Here is a 19,800-nt window from a genome sequence, read left to right as displayed (position 1 = left end):
GAAGCGCGCGGCGTCGACGCCGTGGTCACGCCCCAGGCCATGCCTTTCGTGCTGCTGGGCAACAGCTTCCTGGCCGATTTCCACATGACCCGCCAGGGCGATCAGATGGTGCTCGAAAAGCGCCGCTGAATCCCGCGGCCGCTGCGCTCAGCGCTTGGACTTGGGCGCGCCCTTGGCCGCGTCGGCCTTCTTGCCCAGGCGCGATTCCTTGCCCGCGACCAGGCGCTGGATGTTCTCGCGGTGGCGCCAGATCAGCAGCAGGCCCATGGCGACGATGGCCGCCGTGACCGGGCCTTCGGTGTACCAGAGCACGCCGCCGAACAGCACGTAATAGACCGGGGCGAACACCGCCGCCACCAGCGAAGCCAGCGACGAATAGCGAAAGAAGACGGCAATGATCAGCCAGGTCAGCGCGGTCGCCAGCCCCAGCCAGCCGCTGATGCCCAGCAGCACGCCCAGCGCCGTGGCCACGCCCTTGCCGCCCTGGAAGCGGAAGAACACCGGGTAGAGATGGCCGAGAAAGGCCGCGAGCGCGACCGCGGCCAGCGTGCCGTCGCCCAGGCCGTAGGGCTTGCCGAACCACTGCACCAGCACCACCGGAACGAAACCTTTGAGCGCGTCAAGCAGCAGCGTGGCGATCGCCGCGGGCTTGCTGCCCGAGCGCAGCACATTGGTCGCGCCGGGATTGCCGCTGCCGTAGGTGCGCGGATCGTGCAGACCCATCACGCGGCTGACGATCACCGCAAACGACAGCGAGCCTATGAGATACGCGGCCAGGGTCGCGAGGAAAGGATAAAACGCGTTCAATTCAAGTCCTTGGCCCGCATCGGGCCGGTATGGCAAAAAATCTGTCGCGCAGGCAACCATTCGGCGCCGCCGCCGGATGCCCGTCGCGCGGGACTGCTATTCTGCCAGCGCGCACTGCACCGGCTGGGCTTTCAACAGATCCAGACATACCCGGGGATCGATCTGCACCAGAAAGCCGCGCCGCCCGCCGTTGATCGCTATGCGCGGCAGCTCGAGTATGCTTTGCTCGATGTACACCGGCATCGCGCGGCGCGTGCCGAACGGCGAGGTGCCGCCTATCAGATAGCCGCTGTGCCGGTTGGCGACGTCGGGCTTGCAGGGCTCTACCGACTTGGCGCCGATCTGGCGCGCAAGATTCTTGGTCGACACCTTGCGGTCGCCATGCATCAGCACGATCAGCGGCTTCGCATCCTGGTCCTGCATGATCAGCGTCTTGACCACGCTGTGCTCCTCGAAGCCCAGGCTGGCCGCGCTGTGCGCCGTGCCGCCATGCTCCTGGTACTCGTAGGGGTGTTCGGTGAATTCGACCCGGTGCGCGCGCAGCAGCTGCGTGGCCGGAGTCTCGCTCACATGCGCGGACTTCTTGCTCATACCGCGGGGTCGCGCATTTCCCAGCGCACCTGGTTGATTTCAGCGAGCAGCGTCGCGGGCAGCTGCGTTCCCCAGATCGCGCAGTCTTCCTCGAGCTGGGCCAGCGAAGTCACGCCGATGATGGTGCTGGCCACGCAGCGCTGGGTATAGCAGAACGCCAGCGCCATCTGCGCGGGGCTCAGGCCATGGTCGCGCGCGAGCTGGTTGTAGCGGCGCGCGGCGACCAGCGCATCGGGCCGGCCCCAGCGCTGCTTGCGCACCGATTCATACGACAGCCGCGTGCCCCGGGGCGCATCGGGACCTTCTATGCCGCTGGCGTCGTACTTGCCCGTGAGCAGGCCCACGCCCAGCGGCGAATAGGCCAGCAGCGACACATCGAGGCGGTCGCAGGTTTCGTCGAGCGCGTTGTCGTAGCTGCGGTTGAGCAGGCAGTACGGGTTCTGTATGCTCGCCACGCGCGGCAGGCCATGGGCTTGGGCCAGGCGCACGAACTCATGCACGCCGTAAGGCGTTTCGTTCGACAGGCCCACATGGCGGATCTTGCCGGCACGCACCAGGCCGGCCAGCGCTTCGAGCTGCTCGTGGATAGGCGTCTGCGTGGTTTCCTTGGCCGGGTCGTAGTAGAGCGCGCCGAAGGCCGGCACATGGCGCTCGGGCCAGTGGATCTGGTAGAGATCAATGACATCGGTCTGCAGCCGGCGCAGGCTCGCGTCGCACGAGGCGACGATGTCGGCGGCGGTCATGCCCGCGCCTTCGCGTATCCAGGGCATGCCGCGCGACGGACCGGCCACCTTGCTGGCCAGCACCACCTTGTCGCGCGCGCCGGGGCGGCTGGCAAACCAGTTGCCCAGAATCGTCTCGGTCGCGCCAAAGGTCGCGGCGCGCGCCGGCACGGCATACATTTCGGCCGTGTCGAGGAAATTGACGCCCAGCTCGAGCGCGCGGTCGAGGATGGCATGGGCCGCGGCCTCGCCCACCTGTTCGCCAAACGTCATCGTTCCCAGGCAAATGGGCGTGACCTGCAGGTCGCTTTTTCCTAACTGAACCTTGTGCATGCAATCTCCGGGAGGCTTGGAATGAGACCCGCCAGTTTACGGAATCCCTGGGCCTGCGCGGCAAAGAAACCGCGGCTGTCCCTGCAACGACTGCGGATGCTGCGGCCGCAGGAAATAATTGCGCGATGTACACCGTCCAACGCCCCAGCCGCTCCGAATACCTCCCTCTGCGCGGCATCGAATACCACGTGCGGCTATGGGAGCCGGAAAATGCCGACGGCGCCCTGGCGCCGCTGTTCCTGGCCCATGGCTGGATGGACGTGGCCGCGTCGTATCAATTTGTCGTCGATGCGTTCAGCGCCGATTTCCTTGCCGGCCGCACGATCATCGCGGCGGATTGGCGCGGGTTCGGCCTGACCAAGCCAGGCCTGCGCGTCGACCACTACCAGTTCGTCGACTATCTCGCCGACCTGGACCTGCTGCTCGACCATTACGCACCGGGACAGGCGGTCGATCTCGTGGGCCACAGCATGGGCGGCAATGTCGCGATGCTCTATGCCGGTGCACGGCCGGCGCGCATTCGCCGTCTGGTCAATCTGGAAGGCTTCGGCCTCGCGGCCACCACTCCCGGCCAAGCGCCCGCACGCTATGCGCAATGGCTCGATGAAACGCGCGCGCTGGCGCGCGGCGAACTCGACCTCAAGAGCTACGACAGCCTCGAAAGCGTGGCCCAGCGGCTGCGCAAGACCAACCGCCGCATCGACCAGGACAAGGCGCTGTGGCTGGCGCAGCACTGGGCCGCGCCCGACGCCGATGGCCGCTGGCATATCCTGGGCGACGCTGCGCACAAGGTCGTGAACCCGCATCTGTTCCATGTGGACGAAGTGCTCGCGCTGTATGGCGCGATCACCGCGCCCACCCTGGCCATCGAAGCCAGCGACGACAGCCTCGCGCAATGGAACAAGGGGCGCTATACGCTCGATGAATACCACGCGCGTCTGCAGCATGTGCGCGACTGCCGCACGGCGCGCGTCGATGATGCCGGCCATATGCTGCACCACGACCAGCCCGAGGTCGTCGCAAGGCTGATCGAGGATTTTCTGCGCGCACCTTAAGGCGCACCTGGCCGCGAGTGCCGCCAGCCGTTCATTCGCCGGTTTTTTTCCTTTGCAGGCGCATGCCCTCTTCGCTGGCGATGTTGCTGCGATAGCCGCCTGCTTCCTGCGAGAAGAAGACCAGCGTGGTCCCCTCATGGTCAAGAAGGGAGATTCCGTCCGGCGCAGGACGCCATGCGACCGCATCCATGGGGAAACTGCATGCGCCGGCGCGCGCATCGATGGTTAGCCGGTACCCATTGGCCTGCGGCATTTCGTCTATCCAGAGATGGATTGCGCAAAATTGCCGGGCATAGGACAAAACCCAGTCTCCCACCAGATCTTCGGGCTGGGGCAAGGGCAGCGAACTGCCCATGGCGGTAGTTGTGACCATAATTGAAAACAAGAATTTTGAAATGAACTTCATGGCATTGGACTTCCCGAATTTGACCAAACCGATTTATCCAAGCAACCCCTGAAGCGAGCGCTGACACATGAAGGACGAAAAGCCAGCACTTCCATGGCTTTTCGTCCATTCATTTACAAGATGAAATCAGTTGCTGCGTCAACCTGCCCGACCAACTGGATCTTCATATCGGGCACGGTGTCATTATTGACATTGACAAGGATATCACTGGTATTGCTCTGCGCATCGTAGGACAATACCACCTGCCCCGCCACTCCGGTCAATTGATCCACAAAGTGAATGAAACCTGGCTTGCCGGCTGCCTGATTGAAGAATGAAAGATTTATTTTATCGACTCCCGTCTCGAAATCAATTAACTTGTCGAAGAATTCAGGCGTTGAATCGGAGGTCTTTGTATAGACAAATATGTCCATTCCCTTGCCACCCTTCAACATGTCCTGACCCGCTCCGCCATAAATCACATCGTTCCCGTCGCCGCCATCGATGAAATTATCGGCACTGTTGCCAACGATGACATCGTTGCCAGACCCGCCTATTGCATTCTCTATGGTCACGCCCTTGGCGATGGAAACATTCTTCTTCAAGCCTCCCACATCGGAAAACGATGCTTCGTTCAGGTTGATGTTCTGATTTTCTCTATAGCCGGAAAAATCAAAGGTATCGATTCCGCCAGCATCCCATACAGAGAATACCGCCTTTTGCTCCGCACTCTTGATCGTCAGGAAGTCTCTTTCGGAATTCGAGTTGAAGCCATAGACTGTATCTCCCGTGCGTGTCTGCATGTTGGCGCCATATAGTCGCTGAATGGCGGCGATATCATCCATCAGCGGCGCGGAAGCAAAGTGGCCCTTGTTGTCCCCGCCGGTATTGGCCTCGTTCCAGTAGCTCATGCTGCTGTATTGGCGTGTGTCTTCCGCATACGAGGCATTTCGATACGATGGATTGCCCTGACCGGCGTTGTAGTTCCCCGGGTGGTTCAGGCCCAGCGTATGACCGATCTCGTGCGTGATGGTCATGCGTCCATAGTTGCCCAGTTCGGGGTGCAGGTTCGAGTACAGGCCATCGCGCTGGCTGGCCTGCGAGTAGTTGATGTTGAACCAGCTTTGCCCGTCGGTGCTGTGGCCGCGGTAGTCCCTGGGTGCATAAGAGAACGGCATCATCGCGTAGGCCTGGCCCTGGCCCACGTAGTTGCCGAACGTGATGTTGGCCTTTTCCGTCGGGGCGACCTTCGTGAAAGTGATGTTCGCGAGATCGGCCCACGACTGCAGCGACAGCTCGGCCTGTTCCTGCTGCTTGAGCGTGAACGCGCTGAGCTTGGTATTGCGCCCCACGTTGTATTGGTTGTATTGCCATTCGGGAAATGAATAGGTCAAGTCGGCATCCTTGCCGAGCACGCCTGGACCATTCCACGACTTGTTATCGCGCGTTATCTGTTTTCCGGCGGCATCCACATCATAGGATGCCTTGTAATTGCGACCTGCATCGCCACCACGATTCGAGTTGTTCAGAACACTGTTCACAGAATTCAAAGATGCCGAAGTGTAGACCTTGTTAACGTTCATTACTTGCCTTTAAGTATAAAAATTCACTGTTCAGTACTGTCATTCGTTGCCATACGATTGACCGGAGATATCGCAAACAAAATTACTCAACATGACCTTTCACAAGAAATGGCCCCGACATGGATCGAAACCATCAACACATAGCACTCACTACTTCCCCCACCAGACCCGGGAGAATCAAATTTCATGATCTCTTCACAAATTGCGTCTCCTTGATGCCCCCAATCTCTGCAGCCCTGACCAGCGTACTGGCCAAATAACATGCAAATCTTTGAGGATTTATCGACTGCTGGATGCAGATCGCGCCGTGAGGCGATATGCACCGGGTGCAAATCCCATTGCGTCCTATCCGCTTGCGGTTCGATTTCGTCACCGTAATCGACCGATTCACCGACATTTCAAATCGGTGATGACTGATTGTCAGAAAAAAGGGATATGACGTAAATTGCGTCCATCAGGTGAACAAAATCGTCCGGGAAAACGCCTAGAGCTGCAGCCATGCCCCACCCCATAGAACCTCCCAATGCGGCCTACAAGGAAATTCGCAGCCTTCAGCGCGGCATTGAATTGCTGCGCTGCATGAACCAGGCGCATGGGGGAATCTGCACGACCAGCGAGCTCAGTCGAATCACGCGCATTCCCCGACCTTCCGTCAAGCGGATATTGGAGACCCTGAGGCTGTGCGGTCTGGTCCGCCCGACGGACAGGGACGGCCAGTACTGCCTGACATTTGAAGTGCGCAGCCTCAGCGAAGGCTTCATCGAGGAGGAATGGATTGCGCGCGTCGCGGCGCCGCTGCTGCGCGCCTATGTCAAGCCACTGATGTGGCCTTGCGACCTGGCCACGCTGGAGTCGGAATTCATGGTGATACGCGAAAGCACCCACCGCTTCAGCATGCTCTCGCAGCACCATTCCATGATCGGCACGCGGCTGCCGGTGCTCGATACCGCGGTCGGCCGCGCCTATCTGGCCGCGTGCAGCGAGGAGCAGCTGGAAAACATCCTCCAGCTGCTGAGCCTGCGCCAGGACGAAATCGGCGCGCGGGCCAGGCAGCGCAAGGCGATCGACCGCATGCTGCGCGAGACGCGCCAGGCCGGCTACTCGATCAATCGCGGAGAGTGGAGCGACCAACCGGATTTTTCCGCCATCGGTCTGGCGGTCAAGAGCGCGGGCCAGTTGATAGCGGCCATCAACATGGTCTATCCCAACGCCTCCGTCGCCCCCCAGGCGATAGAGGACAAATACCTTCCCGTACTGCGCGAGCTGGCCGAGCGCATTGGTCGCGACAGCGAGCCCTGGTTTGCCCATCCTCCCGAATACGCGCCGCTGACGACGCGTTTCGCGCCGCAGGCCTGAGCCGCACCGGCGCGCGCCGCAGCCCGGGCGCCACCAGCCGCGCCCCCTTCTCCTGCCAGCACAAGGAACTTCCCAAGGGCCGTGACCACTCATGTCAGGCCCGCGCTCAGTGGTCGGCGTCAGGCGGCGGCGCAGACGATATTTTTCGTTCACAACATCATATTGACTATTGTCCTACTTGATTTAATAGCCAAAAACTATAATATGCGAATGCTGTCGACATTCTGTTTGCCATCCCTTCTCCGGCCCCAGGGCGCGGGTTGCGCAATGGCAAATCCGGTGCACGACACCGCCCGGCCCGGTGCCGGGCCCGCAAACCTGACTACAAGACCATGAAAACCACTGCTTCACCCGATGAACTGCGCACGGCCCTAGCCGCGCTAAGACCCTACTTCGTGCGCGCCGCAGGCTTCAGCCTGCTGGCCGCGCTGCTGGTGCTCGCTCCATCGGCATACATGCTCGAGGTCTACGACCGGGTGGTGAACAGCCGCAGCCACTTCACGCTGCTGATGCTGACCATCGCCGTGCTCGGCGCCTATGTGCTGATGGAAGTGCTCGAGTGGGCGCGCAGCGAAATCATGCGCAGCGCCAGCGTCGCGCTCGATAGCCAGTTGCGCGAGCGCATCTTCAACGCGATCTTCAGCGCCCGGCTGCAACGCGGCTCCGGCAGCATGCAGCCGCTCAACGACCTGCGCCTGGTCTGCGATTTTCTGTTCTCGCCCGCGCTGCTGGCCTTGATGGAAGCACCGATAGCGCTGCTGATGATGGTGCTGCTGTTCATGATCAGTCCGGTGCTGGGCTGGTCGGCCGTGGTGTTTGCGCTGCTGCAGGTCACGGTCGCGTGGTGCAACGAACGGCGCACCAAGCCGCCGCTGATGGAAGCCAACCGTACCTCGATCGCGGCGCAGCAGTACGCCGACTCCAGCCTGCGCAACGTCGAAGTCATCGAGGCCATGGGCATGCTGCGCAACCTGCAGCGCCGCTGGCAGAAAAAGCAGCGCCGTTTTCTCGCCCTGCAGGCCCAGGCCTCCGAAAGCGCCGGCGGCTTCCAGGCGCTGGGCAAGCTGCTGCAGAACACGCTGGGCTCGCTGCTGCTGGGCCTGGGCTGCTGGCTGTTGCTGCACAACCAGCTCAACGGCGGTGGCGGCATGATGATGATCGCGTCCATCCTCGGCGGGCGCATGCTTGCCCCGCTGGTGCAGGCCGTGGCGCAGTGGCAGACCGTGGTCAACGTGCGTGACGCCTGGAGCCGGCTGCAGCAGTTGCTGCAGGCCGTGCCCCAGCGCGCCCAGGGCATGCCTCTGCCCGCGCCGCGTGGGCGGCTGCAGGTCGAGCAGCTGGTGGCGGGCGCGCCCGGTGGCGGCCAGCCGCCTATCCTGCGCGCCATTGCCTTCGCGCTGAACCCGGGCGACGTGCTGGCCGTGATCGGTCCATCGGCCAGCGGCAAGACCACGCTGGCGCGCATGCTCGTGGGACTGTGGCCGGCGCAAAGCGGCAAGGTGCGGCTCGACGACGCCGACATCCACAGCTGGAACAAGCAGGAACTCGGCCCTCATCTGGGCTACCTGCCCCAGGGGGTGGAACTGTTCGAAGGCACGGTGGCCGAGAACATCGCACGCTTCGGCCCGGTGCAGCCGGCCCAGGTCGAGGCGGCGGCGCGCGCCGTGGGAATGCACGAGTTCATCCTGGGTCTGCCGCACGGCTACGACAGCCCCATCGGCGATGGCGGCGCGCGGCTTTCGGGCGGGCAGCGCCAGCGCCTGGGACTGGCGCGCGCGCTCTACGGCCAGCCGGTGCTGGTGGTGCTCGACGAGCCCAACTCCAGCCTGGACGAAGAAGGCACGGCCGCGCTGGCCCAGGCCATCCGGCAGGCGAGCGCCCAGGGCACGACCTTCGTGGTCATCACCCATCTGGGCAGCGCACTGCAGCTCGCCAACAAGCTGCTGGTGCTGCGCGATGGCCGCCAGCAGGCGTTCGGCCCGCGCGCCGAAGTGCTGGCCGCGCTGGCCCAGGCCGCACGCCCGGTGCCCGCCCAGCCTGCGTCCGCAGGCGTGCAGGCCACACCCGCCTGATGCCGCGGCGCTCCCTCCCATCTCCAGGAATTTCCCTCATGAAATCCCCCGCTTTCTTCCAGCGCAGCGAACTGACGCAGGCACTGTGGTCGTTTCGCCGCGAATTCGCGATGGTCGGCCTGTTCAGCATGCTCGCCAACCTGCTGCTGCTGTCGCCGACGATGTACATGCTGCAGGTCTTCGACCGCGTCATGGCGAGCCAGAACGAACTGACGCTGCTGATGATGTCGCTGATCACGCTGTTTCTGTTCATCGTGATGGCGTTTTCCGAATGGATGCGCTCCAAGGTGCTGGTGCGCAGCGGCATGCGGCTCGACAACCTGCTGGGCGCGCGCATCTTCGAAGCCAGTTTCGAGGCCCGGCTCAGCCGCCAGGGCGAGGCCGCCAAGCGCGCATTCAGCGACCTGCTGCAGGTGCGCCAGTTCCTCACCGGCAACGGCATCTTCGCGCTGTTCGACGCACCCTGGACACCGATCTATCTGGGCGTGCTGTTCCTGCTCCATCCTGCGCTGGCGGGCATCGCGCTGTGCTTTGCGCTGGCCCAGGCCGCGCTGGTCTGGTTCGGTCACCGCAAGTCGGTGGCACCCGCGCAGGCGGCCAGCGAGGCTTCCGCCGAGGCCCGCAGCTACCTGCAGGGCAAGCTGCGCAATGTCGAAGTGCTCGAACCCATGGGCATGGTCCACCACCTGCTGCCGCATTGGGCGCAGCGCTACCGCCACGCGCTGCAATTGCAGGGCAAGGCCCAGTCGCTGACCCACCGCATCACCGCCTGGAGCAAGTTCATACGCTACGCCCAGCAGTCGCTGGGCCTGGGCGCGGGCGCGCTGCTGGTCATCAACAACCAGCTGTCGCCGGGCGAGATGATCGCCGCCAACGTGCTGATGACGCGCACCCTCGCGCCCATAGACCAGCTGGTCGGCACCTGGCGTGTCTTCATCAGCGCGCGCGCCGCCTTTGCCCGCCTTGAAAGCCTGCTGCAGGACAATCCCGCGCGCGACCCGCGCCTGCAGCGCGCCACGCCCGGCGGCGCGCTGGTGCTGCGCGATGTCGTGGCCCAGGCGCAGGGGCGCGAAACGCCCATCCTGCAAGGCGTGAGCCTGTCGCTGCAGCCGGGTTCGGTCACGGCCATCCTCGGCCCTTCGGGCTCGGGCAAGTCGACGCTGGCGCGCTGCATCATCGGCGTATGGCCCCAATTGCACGGCGAAGTGCTGCTCGACGACCGGCCGCTGGCCGGCTGGGACCGCTGCGAGCTCGGCCCCCATCTGGGCTACCTGCCGCAGGACATCGAGCTGTTCGAAGGAACGATAGCCGAGAACATCGCGCGCTTCGGCGAGATCGTTCCCGACAAGGTGATTGCCGCCACGCGCAGCGCCGGACTGCACGAAATGGTTCTGCGCTTTCCCAAGGGCTACGACACGCCCATCGGTGAAGCCGGCGGACTGCTCTCAGGCGGGCAGCGCCAGCGCATCGCGCTGGCGCGCGCCATCTATGGCAGGCCGCGGCTGGTGGTGCTAGACGAGCCCAACGCCAACCTCGATGACGCCGGCGAAGCCGCGCTGGTGCATGTGCTGCAGGAGCTGCGCACCCAGGGCAGCACCGTGGTGATCGTCACCCACCGCCAGGGCATTCTCGCGGCCGCCGATCGTGTGGTGCTGCTGCGCCAGGGCCGGATCGAGCGCGATGGCGCACGCGATGCGGTGCTTGCCTCGATGCGCGCCGCGCCCGCGGCCAGCGCCCCCTCACCGCGACTGCTGGCGCTCTGACGCGCCCGCCCCTCCATGCCAAATTCAACGAGTCTTTCCATGACCCCCTCTCTTTCCACTCCCCTTGGCGCCTCGGCCATCGCTGCCGATGCTGCCGGCCTCGCCACCGTCGACCCCAATGCCAAGGACGCGCGCCGCATAGGGCGCATAGGTCTCTGGACCCTGGCGTTGGGTTTCGGCGGCTTCCTGCTCTGGGCCGCGGTCGCGCCGCTCGATGAAGGCGTTCCCAGCGCCGGCATGGTGGCGATAGACACCAAGCGCAAGACCGTGCAGCACCTGTCGGGCGGCATCGTCAACCAGGTGCTGGTGCGCGAAGGCGACAAGGTGCGCGAAGGCCAGCTGCTGATGCGGCTGGACACCGCCACGGCCCGCGCCAACCACGAGTCGGCGCGCCAGCGCTACCTGGGCCTGCGCGCCATGCAGGCGCGGCTCACGGCCGAACATGCGGACGCTGCACAGCTGGTGTTTCACGCAGACCTGCATGCGGCCGCGGCCGATCCGTTGATCCGCCAGCACATGCAGACGCAGGAGCAGCTGTTCGCCACGCGCAAGCATCTGCTGCGCTCGGATCTGCAGTCGATAGAGGAAAGCATCGAAGGCCAGCGCGGCATGCAGCAGGCCTACACGCGCATGCTGGGCAACCGCCAGGCCCAGCAGGAATCGCTGGGCGAGGAACTGCGCAACCTGCGCGGCCTGGTCAGCGAAGGCTATGCGCCGCGCAACCGCCAGCTCGAGCTCGAGCGCATGGTGGCCGATTCGGGCAGCGCCATCGCGGACCTGCAGGGCAACACGGTGCGCGCCCAGCGCAGCATGGCCGAGCTGCGCCAGCGCGCGTTCTCGCGCCAGCAGGAGCAGCGCAAGGAAGTCCAGACCCAGCTTGCCGAAGTGGACCGCGAAGTGCTCGCCGAGCAGGAGAAGTTCAAGGCCCTGAGCGATGAACTCGCGCGCCTGGAAATCAGGTCGCCGGCCGATGGCCAGGTCGTGGGCCTGGCGCCGCAGACCGTGGGCGGCGTGATCCAGCCCGGCCAGAAGCTCATGGACATCGTTCCGGGCGACGCCCCGCTGCTGCTCGAAACCCAGGTCGCCCCCCATCTGATCGATCGCGTGCGGGCGGAGCTGCCGGTCGATGTGCGCTTCTCGACGTTCGCCCACTCGCCGCAGCTGGTGGTGCCGGGCAAGGTGCAGTCGGTCTCGTCCGACCTGCTGACCGACCCACAGACCATGATGAGCTACTACCTGGCGCGCATCGAAGTCACGGCCGAAGGCCTGCAGCGTCTGGGCAAGCGCCAGCTGCAGCCGGGCATGCCGGTCGAAGTGGTGTTCAAGACCGGCGAACGCAGCCTGTTGACCTATCTGCTGCACCCGTTGACCAAGCGCATCGCGGCCTCGCTGACCGAAGAGTGACGCCATGGTTTTTTCCACTGTGACACTGCGGCGCCTGCAGTTCTGCGCGCTGCTGGCCAGCGGCCTGGCCATGCCCGCCCAGGCGCTGGATCTGCGCCAGGCCTACGACGCCGCGTTCGCGCATGACGCGACGATACGCGCGGCGCGCGCCGGCACCGACGCGGCGCGCGAACGCCTGCCCCAGGCTCTGGCCCAGCGCCGCCCGCAGGTCGCGCTCAACGCCACGCGCAACTACAACGACCTGGAAAGCAAGAGCTTCGATGTGTTCGGCCAGCCGCGGCGCGCGAGCAACGACTACTACAGCGGCAACCAGACGCTGAGCCTGCGCCAGCCGCTGTACCGCCCTTACCTTGGCGCCCAGGTCGGGCAGGCGCGCGCCCAGGTCGATGAAGCCGACGCTTCGCTGGAGCGCGACGAACAGGCGCTGGTGGTGCGCGTCGGCGAAGCCTACTTCGACGCGCTGCTGGCGCGCGATCAGGTCGCGCTGCTGCAGGTGCAGAAGGCCAGCAATGCCTTGCAGCTCGACGCGGCGCGCAAGAGCTTTGCCGCCGGCACGGGATCGCGCACCGACATCGATGATGTCCAGGCCAGGCTGGACCTGACGCTGGCCCAGGAGCTCGAAGTCGCGCAGAACGTTGAATTCACCCAGCGCCGCCTCGAAGTGCTGACCGGACAGAACGCCGAAACGCTGGCCGGTCTCGATGTGCCGCGCTTCGTGCCCCGGGCACCCCAGCCCCTGGGCCTGGACGAATGGATCGCGCGCGCCGAAGCCGCGAGCCCCGAACTGCAGGCGCTGCGCGCCCAGGGCGAAGCCGCGCGCCTGGAAGTGCAAAAGGCCCAGGCCGGCCACCGACCCACGCTGGACGCCGTGGCCCAGTGGTCGCGCAGCCAGAGCGACAGCGTGTCCAACGTCAACGCGCGCCATGTCCAGAAGTCGGTGGGCCTGCAGCTGAGCATTCCGCTGTATTCGGGCGGCGCGGTCGACTCGCAGGTGCGCCAGGCGCTGGCCGGCGAGCAGCGCGCGCGCGAAGCGCTGGAAAGCGCCAGGCGCGAACTGGGCGTGCGCGTGCACCAGGAGTTGCGTGCCATGACCGAAGGCGTGCTGCGCGTGCGCGCGCTGGAACAGGCCGAGCGCTCGGCGCAGCAGGCGCTGCTGTCGAACCAGAAATCGCTGCAGGCGGGCAGCCGCACCACGCTGGACCTGCTCCAGGCCGAGCAGCAGCACACCACCGCCTTGCGCGACCTGGCCCAGGGACGCTACCGGTATCTGCTGGCCCAGTTGCGGCTGCAAAGCCTCGCGGGACAGGACAGGCGGCAGAACATCGAGCAGGCCAATGCCTGGCTGTCGCCCTGAGGCTCAGTCGCTGGCGCGCGGCGCCAGCACCAGCTGGTGCGTCCAGCGCGCGGGCGTACGCTGCAGCGGCCGGTACTGTCCCGCGGCCCAGGCGCCGCGCATGTCGGCATAGCGCGGCGAGAACACATTGCCGCTTTGCCCCGTCTGGAAGATGAAGCGCGACTGCTCCAGGTCGGCGAGATCGTAGAGCCCGCGCAGCGACGCCGCATGCCGGTTGGCGAAAGCTCCGCCCGCGACATCGCCCGCGTTGTACTGGCCGACATTGACCGTGTAGCCGTCGCCCGACGACGGCGTCTGCACGTTGAAGAAGCGCGCCAGCGCGGCGACGCTGCCCAGCGGCCGGTGGCTGCTCACGGCGGGATGGGCGCGTCCCCAGCGCCATTGCGCGGGCCGCGAGCCGTAAGCTGACTGCAGCCGCTCCAGCGCGCGCTCGAGCGCCTGCGCCGACTGCTCGGCGCAACTGCGCGGCGCGCACCACCAGCCGTCGTCGCGCGCCAGAATCCCTTCGAGCGCCGCGCGGAAATCGCGCTTGCCATAGGTTGCGGCAAAGCGCGCGTTGCCTATGCGCGGCACGATCAGGCCGCGCGCGAGTTCGTCGGCCCAGGCCGCGAACACCAGCGGCGCGCTGTGCTGCGCATCCATGCGGCCGTCGAATGTCCGCAGCAGCTCGGCGGTTTGCACGGCCAGGGGATGATAGGCCTGGGCCGCCGCGGTGCGCAGCGCGGGCAGCAGCCGCTGCGTGGCCAGCGAAGTCACGTCGGTCTGTATTGCAGCCATGCTGTCGAGATCGTGCAGCGCGCGTGCTTCCAGCAGCTGCGCGATGCGGTCGTAGCGGTACGGCAGGTGCCAGTCCTGGGTCAGGAAATGCGCGTAGTCCGGGCCGGTGATGCGCTGGTTGGCGGTCGCTATCCAGCCGCGCTGCGCGCCGTCGTCCTGCGGCGTCTGCGCGTCGCTCAGCCAGCCCTGCCAGTCGTAGCGCGCCAGCCAGCCGGGCGCGGGCGCGACGCCGCGCAAGTCGTTGTCGGCGTGGCGCACCGGCACCTTGCCCGCGGCCTTGAAGGCGATCGCGCCGTCGACATCGGCCATGACGATGCTTTGCATCGGCGAGTGGTAGTGGGCAAACGCCTGCTGCAGTTCGGCCACGGACTGCGCCTGGTTGGCCTGCAGGCCTGCGAGCACCGTGTGGTTGTCGGCGTCCAGCGCGCTCCAGCGCAGCGCCAGCACATACTTCGACAGGTCCAGCAGCTGGCCATGGCTGGCCTGCACATCGCTGAGCACCGGGCCATGGCGCGTGGCGCGCAGCTGCAGCTGCAGATCGGCCTGGCCCTTGATGCGGATGACTTCCTCGCGCACGCTGAACGGCTCCCAGCCGGCGGGCGTGCGGTAGCGCGTCGCATCCTGTGCATCTATCTGTTCAAGGTACAGGTCCTGCACATCGGGGCTGGTATTGGTGAAGCCCCAGGCGACGCGCGCCGTGCGGCCCAGCACCACGAACGGCAGGCCCGGCAGCGTCGCGCCTATGGTGTCGATCGCCCCGATGGCCGCGCCATCGCTCGATTGCCCGGCCGGGGCCTGCAGGTGGGCGTAGTACCAGATGGCGGGTGCGCTCAGGCCCAGGTGCGGGTCGTTGGCCAGCAGCGGCTTGCCGCTGGTGCTGCGCGTGCCCGCCAGCACCCAGTTGTTGCTGCCCTTGCCGTCGTTGCTGCCGGCCTCCTGCGCCAGCGCCCGGGCCCAGTCGGCGCGCGCCTGATCGATGGCGCCGGCCAGTCCGTTCAGACCGGCGGTCACGGGCGCTGGCGGCGCCTGCTGCGTGGCGTACACGCCCAGTCCGCGGTACAGCGCCGCCAGGTCCACGGCCGTGGCCGGTGCCTCCCCGGGATATGGCGGCATCAGCTGCCACAGGCGTTCGGTGTCCAGGCCGCGCAGCAGCGACAGGCGCGCGAACTCGTTGCCCCAGTTGCCGCCCAGGTCCAGCGCCAGCATCAGCGCCCAGCCCACGCTGTCTTCGGGCGACCAGGGCGCGCCGTCGCGCCCGCCCTCGCGCCCCGGCGTCACGCCCAGCAGCAGGAATTCGGGCGTCAGCGCCTGGGTACGGCCCGCATGGAAGGCGGCAATGCCTTCGCTGTAGGCCTGCAAGGCTTCACGCGCAGCCAGCGGCAGGCCTGCGTACTGGCGCTGCGCGGCGCCGCGGATGTCGAGCGCGCGCATCAGCTTGTCGGTTTCCAGCGTCGCCGGGCCCAGCACTTCAGACAGCGTGCCATGCATCACGCGGCGATTGAATTCAAGCTGCCAGCTGCGCTCCTGCGCATGCACAAGGCCCAGCGCGCGCCACAGGTCCTGCGGTGACTCGGCCGCGATGTGCGTGACATCGGCCGCGTCGCGGCGCACCTGCACCGGCTGCGCCAGCCCGGCGACGGCCAGCCTTCCGTCCAGCGGTGCCTGGGTGCGCAGCGCATAGACCGCGAGCGCCATGCCGCCCAGCAGCGTCAGTCCGACCAGCGCCACCGCGCCCCACTTCACCACGCCTGCTGCCCTGCGGCCTCGCTCCATTGTTTTCTCCGGTTGTTGTGTGCCCTGCCCCCGCTCTTGTAACTGCTGTACGCGCAAGCCGCAGCGCGGGCTTACCCCAGCCTGCCACAATCAGAGGTTTTCCGCGCACCGGCGCGGCCCCTGTTTCTACTTCGCACGCTGTATGTGGCCCTTCGATCTGTTCAAAAAACTCAGCCGCGACCCCGAGGTCGGTGAAACCCGCGGCGACTACATCGGCTGCTATTTGCTGGGCACGGAAACGCCGGGCCTGCATGACGCCAGCTACCACTCGCTGGCGCCCACGCGCGCCGTGCTGCTCGATGATGCGCGCAGCTTTCTGCAAGGCTTTTTGCAGCAGCACCCCGGGCTGCCCGAATCCGAGCGCGCGGCGCTGCAGTCGCTGCTGGACAACCTCGAGGCGCGCGTGGACGCGCATCTTGCGGGCGACACGCGCCAGCCGCTGGCGGTGCAAGGCGGCAGCCACCTGTTCCTGCGCAAGGGCATGCGCGCGCGCAAAAAGGAACAGGGCCGCTACCTCGAGTAGCGGCCCTGTGGGCAGGAAGCGGGGCGCGAAGCGCCGCGGCTCAGAGGCCGTCGCGGTCCGAGTCGCCGGGAACGGCGCGTTCCACGCGGTCGCTCAGGCGTTGCCAGGCATCGCGCGCGGCGGGGCGCGCACGCTCCCAGTCCAGCGAGGACTTGCCGCGGGTGCTGCCCCAGTCCCGGCTCAGGTCGGCGTCGACTTCGTCAAATGAACGGCCCTGGTACTTGGAATAGGAATCCACCCCATAGCGGTAGGCCGGGCCGAACTCGTCATAGCTGGCACCGCTGACATAGGGACGGGACGCATAGTTGTCGCGCCAGTAGGTGTCTTCTTCCACCGGGTCGGCATTCGCCACCCCCTTGCCGGCCAGCGCACCGACAGCGGCACCGGCCAGCGCACCGACGGCAGCGCCGACGGGGCCTGTCATTCCACCAATGGCAGCACCTGCGGCTGCACCACCTGCGACACCACCGGCCACGCCGCCGAGCACGGCGCCCGCGCCGGTAGCTGTCTTTTCCTTGTCGTCCATCTTGCTCTCCTGAAAGTGGTAGGAAGGCATGAAGATAGAGTCTGCACCGCGGCCGGTCTGACGGACAAAAACTACGTGGCGCGTGGGACAGCCGGATGCCTGGCTGCCAGCCGCTTTCAGTGGGTATGACCCCAGTAGATCAACGCGTCACGCCCTTCGACGGACAGCGAAACCTTGGCGCCCACGGGCAGCAGCACCTTGGTCTCGACATGGCCGAAAGGCAGGTTGGTCAGCACCGGCGCGTTGATCTGCGTGCGCAGCCAGTCGACCACGCTTTGCAGCTTGTAGCCCTTGTCATGCGCGGCCAGCTTGTAGCCCGTGAACTGGCCCAGCACCACGGCGCGCTGCTTGGCCAGCACGCCCGCGTAGAGCAATTGGCTCAGCATGCGTTCGACACGGTAGGGATGCTCGCTCACGTCCTCGAGGAACAGGATGCCGCCGGGGACATCGGCCAGAAAAGGCGTGCCGACCAGCGAGGCCAGCATTGCCAGATTGCCGCCCCACAGGGTTGCATCCTGCAGGTAGATATCGGGCACGGCCGGCGAACCATCGGCGCGCGGCGCTTCCTTGTTCATGCGCCAGCCGCTGCCCTCGCCGCGCCCGGCAAGCAGGTCGTCGAAGCAGTCAAGCATGATGTCGTCGGGTTCTTCGGCCGCGCCGAAATCGGCGCCCAGCGAAGGCCCGGCCCAGCTCACGGCGCCGACGCGCGCCAGCAGCGCGCTCTGGAACGCCGTGAAGTCGCTCAGGCCGACAAACTTGGTGCCGCCCTCGACGGCCCTGGCCACGGCCGCGTAGTCGATCTGCGGCAGCAGCCGGCCCAGGCCGTAGCCGCCGCGCGAAATCAGCGCCACGTCGGCGCCGCTGGCAGCCGCGCGGTGGATGGCGGCCAGCCGCGTGGCGTCATCGCCCGCGAAGCGCGTGGAGCGCGACAGCGCGTCGGCATCGATTTCGACGTCGTGGCCCAGCGCGCGCAGGCGCGCGATGCCGCGCTTGAACGCGGGCTTGTCGTTGACTGCGCTCGACGGCGAATAGACGTAGATGCGGCGCGGGCCGGAGACATGACCGCAGCAGGCGCCATCGGCGTCATGCTCGTGGTGGTCGTGGGAATGAGAATGGTGATGTTCGGTGGACTTCGAAGACAAGGCATTCAGGCTGCCGCTGCAGCCTGCTCCGTTAAGACAGGGGCCAGGGGACGCCCCCTGGGGCGGCTTCGAATGAAGCCGCTCTAAAATGGGCTGAAGTATTCCACAGCCTGCAAGGCCATGTCGGCGCTGTGTGCGGTGCCCCGGTTGCTGCGCAGGCCGCGCAGCAGCATTTCTTCGGCTGGCGCCTGATCCTGCGCGCAGCCCATGGCCGCGAACGCCTGCAGCGCCGCGCGATGGCCGCGATCGGCAAAGGGCGCGTTCAGCGCCGCGCTGTCCGCGGGGTCGGCGCCCAGCGCGCTATCGAGCAGCAGCAGGCCCGCGAAACGTTCGCGCGCGGCCATTGCCAGCGGCGCGGCCAGCGCGGCGGCGCTGCGCTGCACCACCAGCACGCAGCGCTGCAGATCGGCCTGCTCCAGCAAATCCTGCAGGATGCGCAGATGCGCGTCCTGCGTGTGAAAGCCGGGCTTCTTGGGCTTGTCGCTCTTGCCGAAACCGATCAGGTCGGGCGCGACCACGCGGTGACCCGCGGCGAGGAACACCGGCGCCATGTGGCGGTACAGATAGCTCCAGTCGGGCGCGCCGTGCAGGCACAGCCAGGTCAGCGGCGCGTCGCGCGGGCCTTCATCGAGGTAATGCAGGCGCAGCCCCTGCAGGCTGGGCCAGTCGCTCGCGTGGCGCGGCGCCCAGGGGTAGTCGGGCAGGTGCGCAAACGCCGCGTCGGGCGTGCGCAGTGCGTCGTCGCGCAGCGGGTGGGCCGCACGCGCCGCGGCCTGGTTCTGGCGGCGGCGCTGCTGGAAGAACTGCGACAGCAGCGCGCTGCATTCCTGGGCCAGCACGCCGCGCACGATCTGCGTGTGGTGGTTCAGGCGCGGCTCGGCGAAAAGGTCGAGCACCGAGCCCGCGGCGCCGGTCTTGGGTTCGGCCGCGCCATAGACCACGCGCGCCACGCGCGCATGCAGGGCCGCGCCGCTGCACATCGCGCAGGGCTCGAGCGTCACGTACAGCGTGCAGCCGTCGAGGCGGTAGTTGCCCAGCTGCTGCGCGGCGTCGCGCAGCGCCTGGATTTCGGCATGGGCCGTGGGGTCGTTCGAAGCCACGGGCGCGTTGCGGCCCAGGCCCACGACCACGCCGTTCTTGACCACGACCGCGCCCACGGGCACTTCGCCGGCCTGGGCCGCGGCCTGCGCCTGGGCCAGCGCGGCGCGCATGCCGGCCTCGTCATCCATCAGCAATTCCATGAACTTTCTCAGGTTACCTGACCGCGAAACGCGGCTGTAGCCCGATCGTAATGCAGCCCGGCCAGGCTGGCCGCGAGCCGCCTTTTTCCGAGCTGCCTTTTTTTTAAGCACTGCGTCACAAGCCAATGCTGGCGCGGCTTTGCCGGGTTCACAGGAGAGTTTTCCACAGCTCCGTCCACACGCCCCGGGGATAAGAAGGCACAAAATAAATGCCCAAAACTGTGGATAAACACATGCCCAGTTGGTGGTATAGCAAATAAAAAAGCCAGCCGGTGCGCACCCGGCTGGCTTGGCATGGTGGCGCGCGCGCTCAGAACTTCACATTGGCCGTGAGCCACAGCGTGCGGCCCGGCGGCGTGGTGCCGGCAATCGATGCCCCGCCCTGGAAGTATT

General features: G+C 66.3%; 16 protein-coding genes and 1 pseudogene. 8 read left to right on the top strand and 9 right to left on the bottom strand.

All coding sequences use genetic code 11. The annotated features are described in order from the left end of the window. Positions 1-129: pseudogene (locus RR928_RS13040) on the top strand (TIGR02281 family clan AA aspartic protease); the annotation flags it as partial. Between the two features lie 18 nt (positions 130-147). On the opposite strand, the gene plsY reads toward RR928_RS13040, so the two are convergent. The 3 genes from plsY to RR928_RS13025 form a co-directional block, all read right to left on the bottom strand. Continuing rightward, positions 148-807, bottom strand: a complete 660-nt coding sequence (gene plsY, locus RR928_RS13035) for a glycerol-3-phosphate 1-O-acyltransferase PlsY (protein ID WP_332534426.1) — start codon at positions 805-807, stop codon at positions 148-150. A 96-nt stretch (positions 808-903) separates the two neighbouring features. After that, positions 904-1,398: a Cys-tRNA(Pro) deacylase gene (ybaK, locus tag RR928_RS13030; protein ID WP_332534427.1), complete on the bottom strand. Its 495-nt coding sequence runs from the start codon at positions 1,396-1,398 to the stop codon at positions 904-906. Further along, positions 1,395-2,453 carry an aldo/keto reductase gene (locus tag RR928_RS13025; protein ID WP_332534429.1) on the bottom strand — a complete coding sequence of 353 codons (1,059 nt, stop codon included), beginning with the start codon at positions 2,451-2,453 and terminating at the stop codon, positions 1,395-1,397. The genes ybaK and RR928_RS13025 overlap by 4 nt, the downstream gene beginning before the upstream one ends. Before the next feature lie 125 nt (positions 2,454-2,578). On the opposite strand from RR928_RS13025, the gene RR928_RS13020 reads away from it, so the two are divergent. Beyond that, on the top strand, positions 2,579-3,508 hold the full coding sequence (locus RR928_RS13020) for an alpha/beta fold hydrolase (protein WP_332534432.1): 930 nt from the start codon (positions 2,579-2,581) through the stop codon (positions 3,506-3,508). A 31-nt stretch (positions 3,509-3,539) separates the two neighbouring features. Here the strand turns inward: RR928_RS13020 and RR928_RS13015 are convergent, their stop codons facing one another. Then, positions 3,540-3,914, bottom strand: a complete 375-nt coding sequence (locus RR928_RS13015; protein WP_332534433.1) for an AprI/Inh family metalloprotease inhibitor — start codon at positions 3,912-3,914, stop codon at positions 3,540-3,542. Positions 3,915-4,027: 113 nt separating this feature from the next. Further along, on the bottom strand, positions 4,028-5,476 hold the full coding sequence (locus RR928_RS13010) for a serralysin family metalloprotease (RefSeq protein WP_332682824.1): 1,449 nt from the start codon (positions 5,474-5,476) through the stop codon (positions 4,028-4,030). 498 nt (positions 5,477-5,974) lie between these two features. On the opposite strand from RR928_RS13010, the gene RR928_RS13005 reads away from it, so the two are divergent. The 5 genes from RR928_RS13005 (at position 5,975) to RR928_RS12985 (ending at position 13,425) form a co-directional block, all read left to right on the top strand. Further along, the gene (locus RR928_RS13005; protein WP_332682822.1) at positions 5,975-6,832 is read left to right on the top strand and encodes an IclR family transcriptional regulator domain-containing protein; all 858 of its coding nucleotides are present in this window, start codon (positions 5,975-5,977) and stop codon (positions 6,830-6,832) included. 332 nt (positions 6,833-7,164) lie between these two features. Next, positions 7,165-8,904, top strand: coding sequence for a type I secretion system permease/ATPase (locus RR928_RS13000; RefSeq protein WP_332682820.1), 1,740 nt, complete (start codon positions 7,165-7,167; stop codon positions 8,902-8,904). A 38-nt stretch (positions 8,905-8,942) separates the two neighbouring features. Beyond that, positions 8,943-10,667, top strand: coding sequence for a type I secretion system permease/ATPase (locus tag RR928_RS12995; RefSeq protein WP_332534440.1), 1,725 nt, complete (start codon positions 8,943-8,945; stop codon positions 10,665-10,667). Between the two features lie 39 nt (positions 10,668-10,706). Then, entirely contained in the window at positions 10,707-12,071 is a 1,365-nt protein-coding gene (locus RR928_RS12990; protein ID WP_332534442.1) for an HlyD family type I secretion periplasmic adaptor subunit, read from the top strand. A 4-nt stretch (positions 12,072-12,075) separates the two neighbouring features. Further along, on the top strand, positions 12,076-13,425 hold the full coding sequence (locus RR928_RS12985; RefSeq protein ID WP_332534443.1) for a TolC family outer membrane protein: 1,350 nt from the start codon (positions 12,076-12,078) through the stop codon (positions 13,423-13,425). A gap of 3 nt (positions 13,426-13,428) precedes the next feature. Here RR928_RS12985 and RR928_RS12980 read toward each other — a convergent pair whose 3' ends face one another. Continuing rightward, on the bottom strand, positions 13,429-15,975 hold the full coding sequence (locus tag RR928_RS12980) for a penicillin acylase family protein (protein ID WP_332682817.1): 2,547 nt from the start codon (positions 15,973-15,975) through the stop codon (positions 13,429-13,431). A gap of 142 nt (positions 15,976-16,117) precedes the next feature. Here RR928_RS12980 and RR928_RS12975 point away from each other — a divergent pair, with 142 nt between their 5' ends. Beyond that, complete coding sequence (locus RR928_RS12975) at positions 16,118-16,498, top strand: hypothetical protein (RefSeq protein ID WP_332534447.1); 381 nt, start codon at positions 16,118-16,120, stop codon at positions 16,496-16,498. A 40-nt stretch (positions 16,499-16,538) separates the two neighbouring features. On the opposite strand, the gene RR928_RS12970 is transcribed toward RR928_RS12975, so the two are convergent. The 3 genes from RR928_RS12970 to tadA all read right to left on the bottom strand — a co-directional run bounded on the left by RR928_RS12970 (position 16,539) and on the right by tadA (position 19,407). Continuing rightward, a complete protein-coding gene (locus RR928_RS12970; RefSeq protein WP_332534449.1) occupies positions 16,539-17,024 on the bottom strand; it encodes a hypothetical protein in 486 nt (161 codons plus the stop codon). A gap of 116 nt (positions 17,025-17,140) precedes the next feature. Continuing rightward, entirely contained in the window at positions 17,141-18,166 is a 1,026-nt protein-coding gene (locus tag RR928_RS12965) for an LD-carboxypeptidase (RefSeq protein ID WP_442881635.1), read from the bottom strand. A gap of 83 nt (positions 18,167-18,249) precedes the next feature. Further along, a complete protein-coding gene (gene tadA / locus RR928_RS12960; RefSeq protein ID WP_332682814.1) occupies positions 18,250-19,407 on the bottom strand; it encodes a tRNA adenosine(34) deaminase TadA in 1,158 nt (385 codons plus the stop codon). Positions 19,408-19,800 lie beyond the last annotated feature (393 nt).

It is taken from the genome of Comamonas sp., assembly GCF_036666375.1.
Classification (GTDB): Bacteria; Pseudomonadota; Gammaproteobacteria; order Burkholderiales; family Burkholderiaceae_C; genus Comamonas.
This window is presented reverse-complemented; position numbering and strand designations above follow the sequence as displayed.

What these genes read in the sequence shown, in the direction of transcription:
- ybaK (WP_332534427.1), bottom strand. Translation starts at nt 1,398, where the DNA reads ATGAGCAAGAAGTCCGCGCATGTGAGCGAGACTCCGGCCACGCAGCTG.
- RR928_RS13025 (WP_332534429.1), bottom strand. Translation starts at nt 2,453, where the DNA reads ATGCACAAGGTTCAGTTAGGAAAAAGCGACCTGCAGGTCACGCCCATT.
- RR928_RS13020 (WP_332534432.1), top strand. Translation starts at nt 2,579, where the DNA reads ATGTACACCGTCCAACGCCCCAGCCGCTCCGAATACCTCCCTCTGCGC.
- RR928_RS13015 (WP_332534433.1), bottom strand. Translation starts at nt 3,914, where the DNA reads ATGAAGTTCATTTCAAAATTCTTGTTTTCAATTATGGTCACAACTACC.
- RR928_RS13010 (WP_332682824.1), bottom strand. Translation starts at nt 5,476, where the DNA reads ATGAACGTTAACAAGGTCTACACTTCGGCATCTTTGAATTCTGTGAAC.
- RR928_RS13005 (WP_332682822.1), top strand. Translation starts at nt 5,975, where the DNA reads ATGCCCCACCCCATAGAACCTCCCAATGCGGCCTACAAGGAAATTCGC.
- RR928_RS13000 (WP_332682820.1), top strand. Translation starts at nt 7,165, where the DNA reads ATGAAAACCACTGCTTCACCCGATGAACTGCGCACGGCCCTAGCCGCG.
- RR928_RS12995 (WP_332534440.1), top strand. Translation starts at nt 8,943, where the DNA reads ATGAAATCCCCCGCTTTCTTCCAGCGCAGCGAACTGACGCAGGCACTG.
- RR928_RS12990 (WP_332534442.1), top strand. Translation starts at nt 10,707, where the DNA reads ATGACCCCCTCTCTTTCCACTCCCCTTGGCGCCTCGGCCATCGCTGCC.
- RR928_RS12985 (WP_332534443.1), top strand. Translation starts at nt 12,076, where the DNA reads ATGGTTTTTTCCACTGTGACACTGCGGCGCCTGCAGTTCTGCGCGCTG.
- RR928_RS12980 (WP_332682817.1), bottom strand. Translation starts at nt 15,975, where the DNA reads ATGGAGCGAGGCCGCAGGGCAGCAGGCGTGGTGAAGTGGGGCGCGGTG.
- RR928_RS12975 (WP_332534447.1), top strand. Translation starts at nt 16,118, where the DNA reads ATGTGGCCCTTCGATCTGTTCAAAAAACTCAGCCGCGACCCCGAGGTC.
- RR928_RS12970 (WP_332534449.1), bottom strand. Translation starts at nt 17,024, where the DNA reads ATGGACGACAAGGAAAAGACAGCTACCGGCGCGGGCGCCGTGCTCGGC.
- tadA (WP_332682814.1), bottom strand. Translation starts at nt 19,407, where the DNA reads ATGGAATTGCTGATGGATGACGAGGCCGGCATGCGCGCCGCGCTGGCC.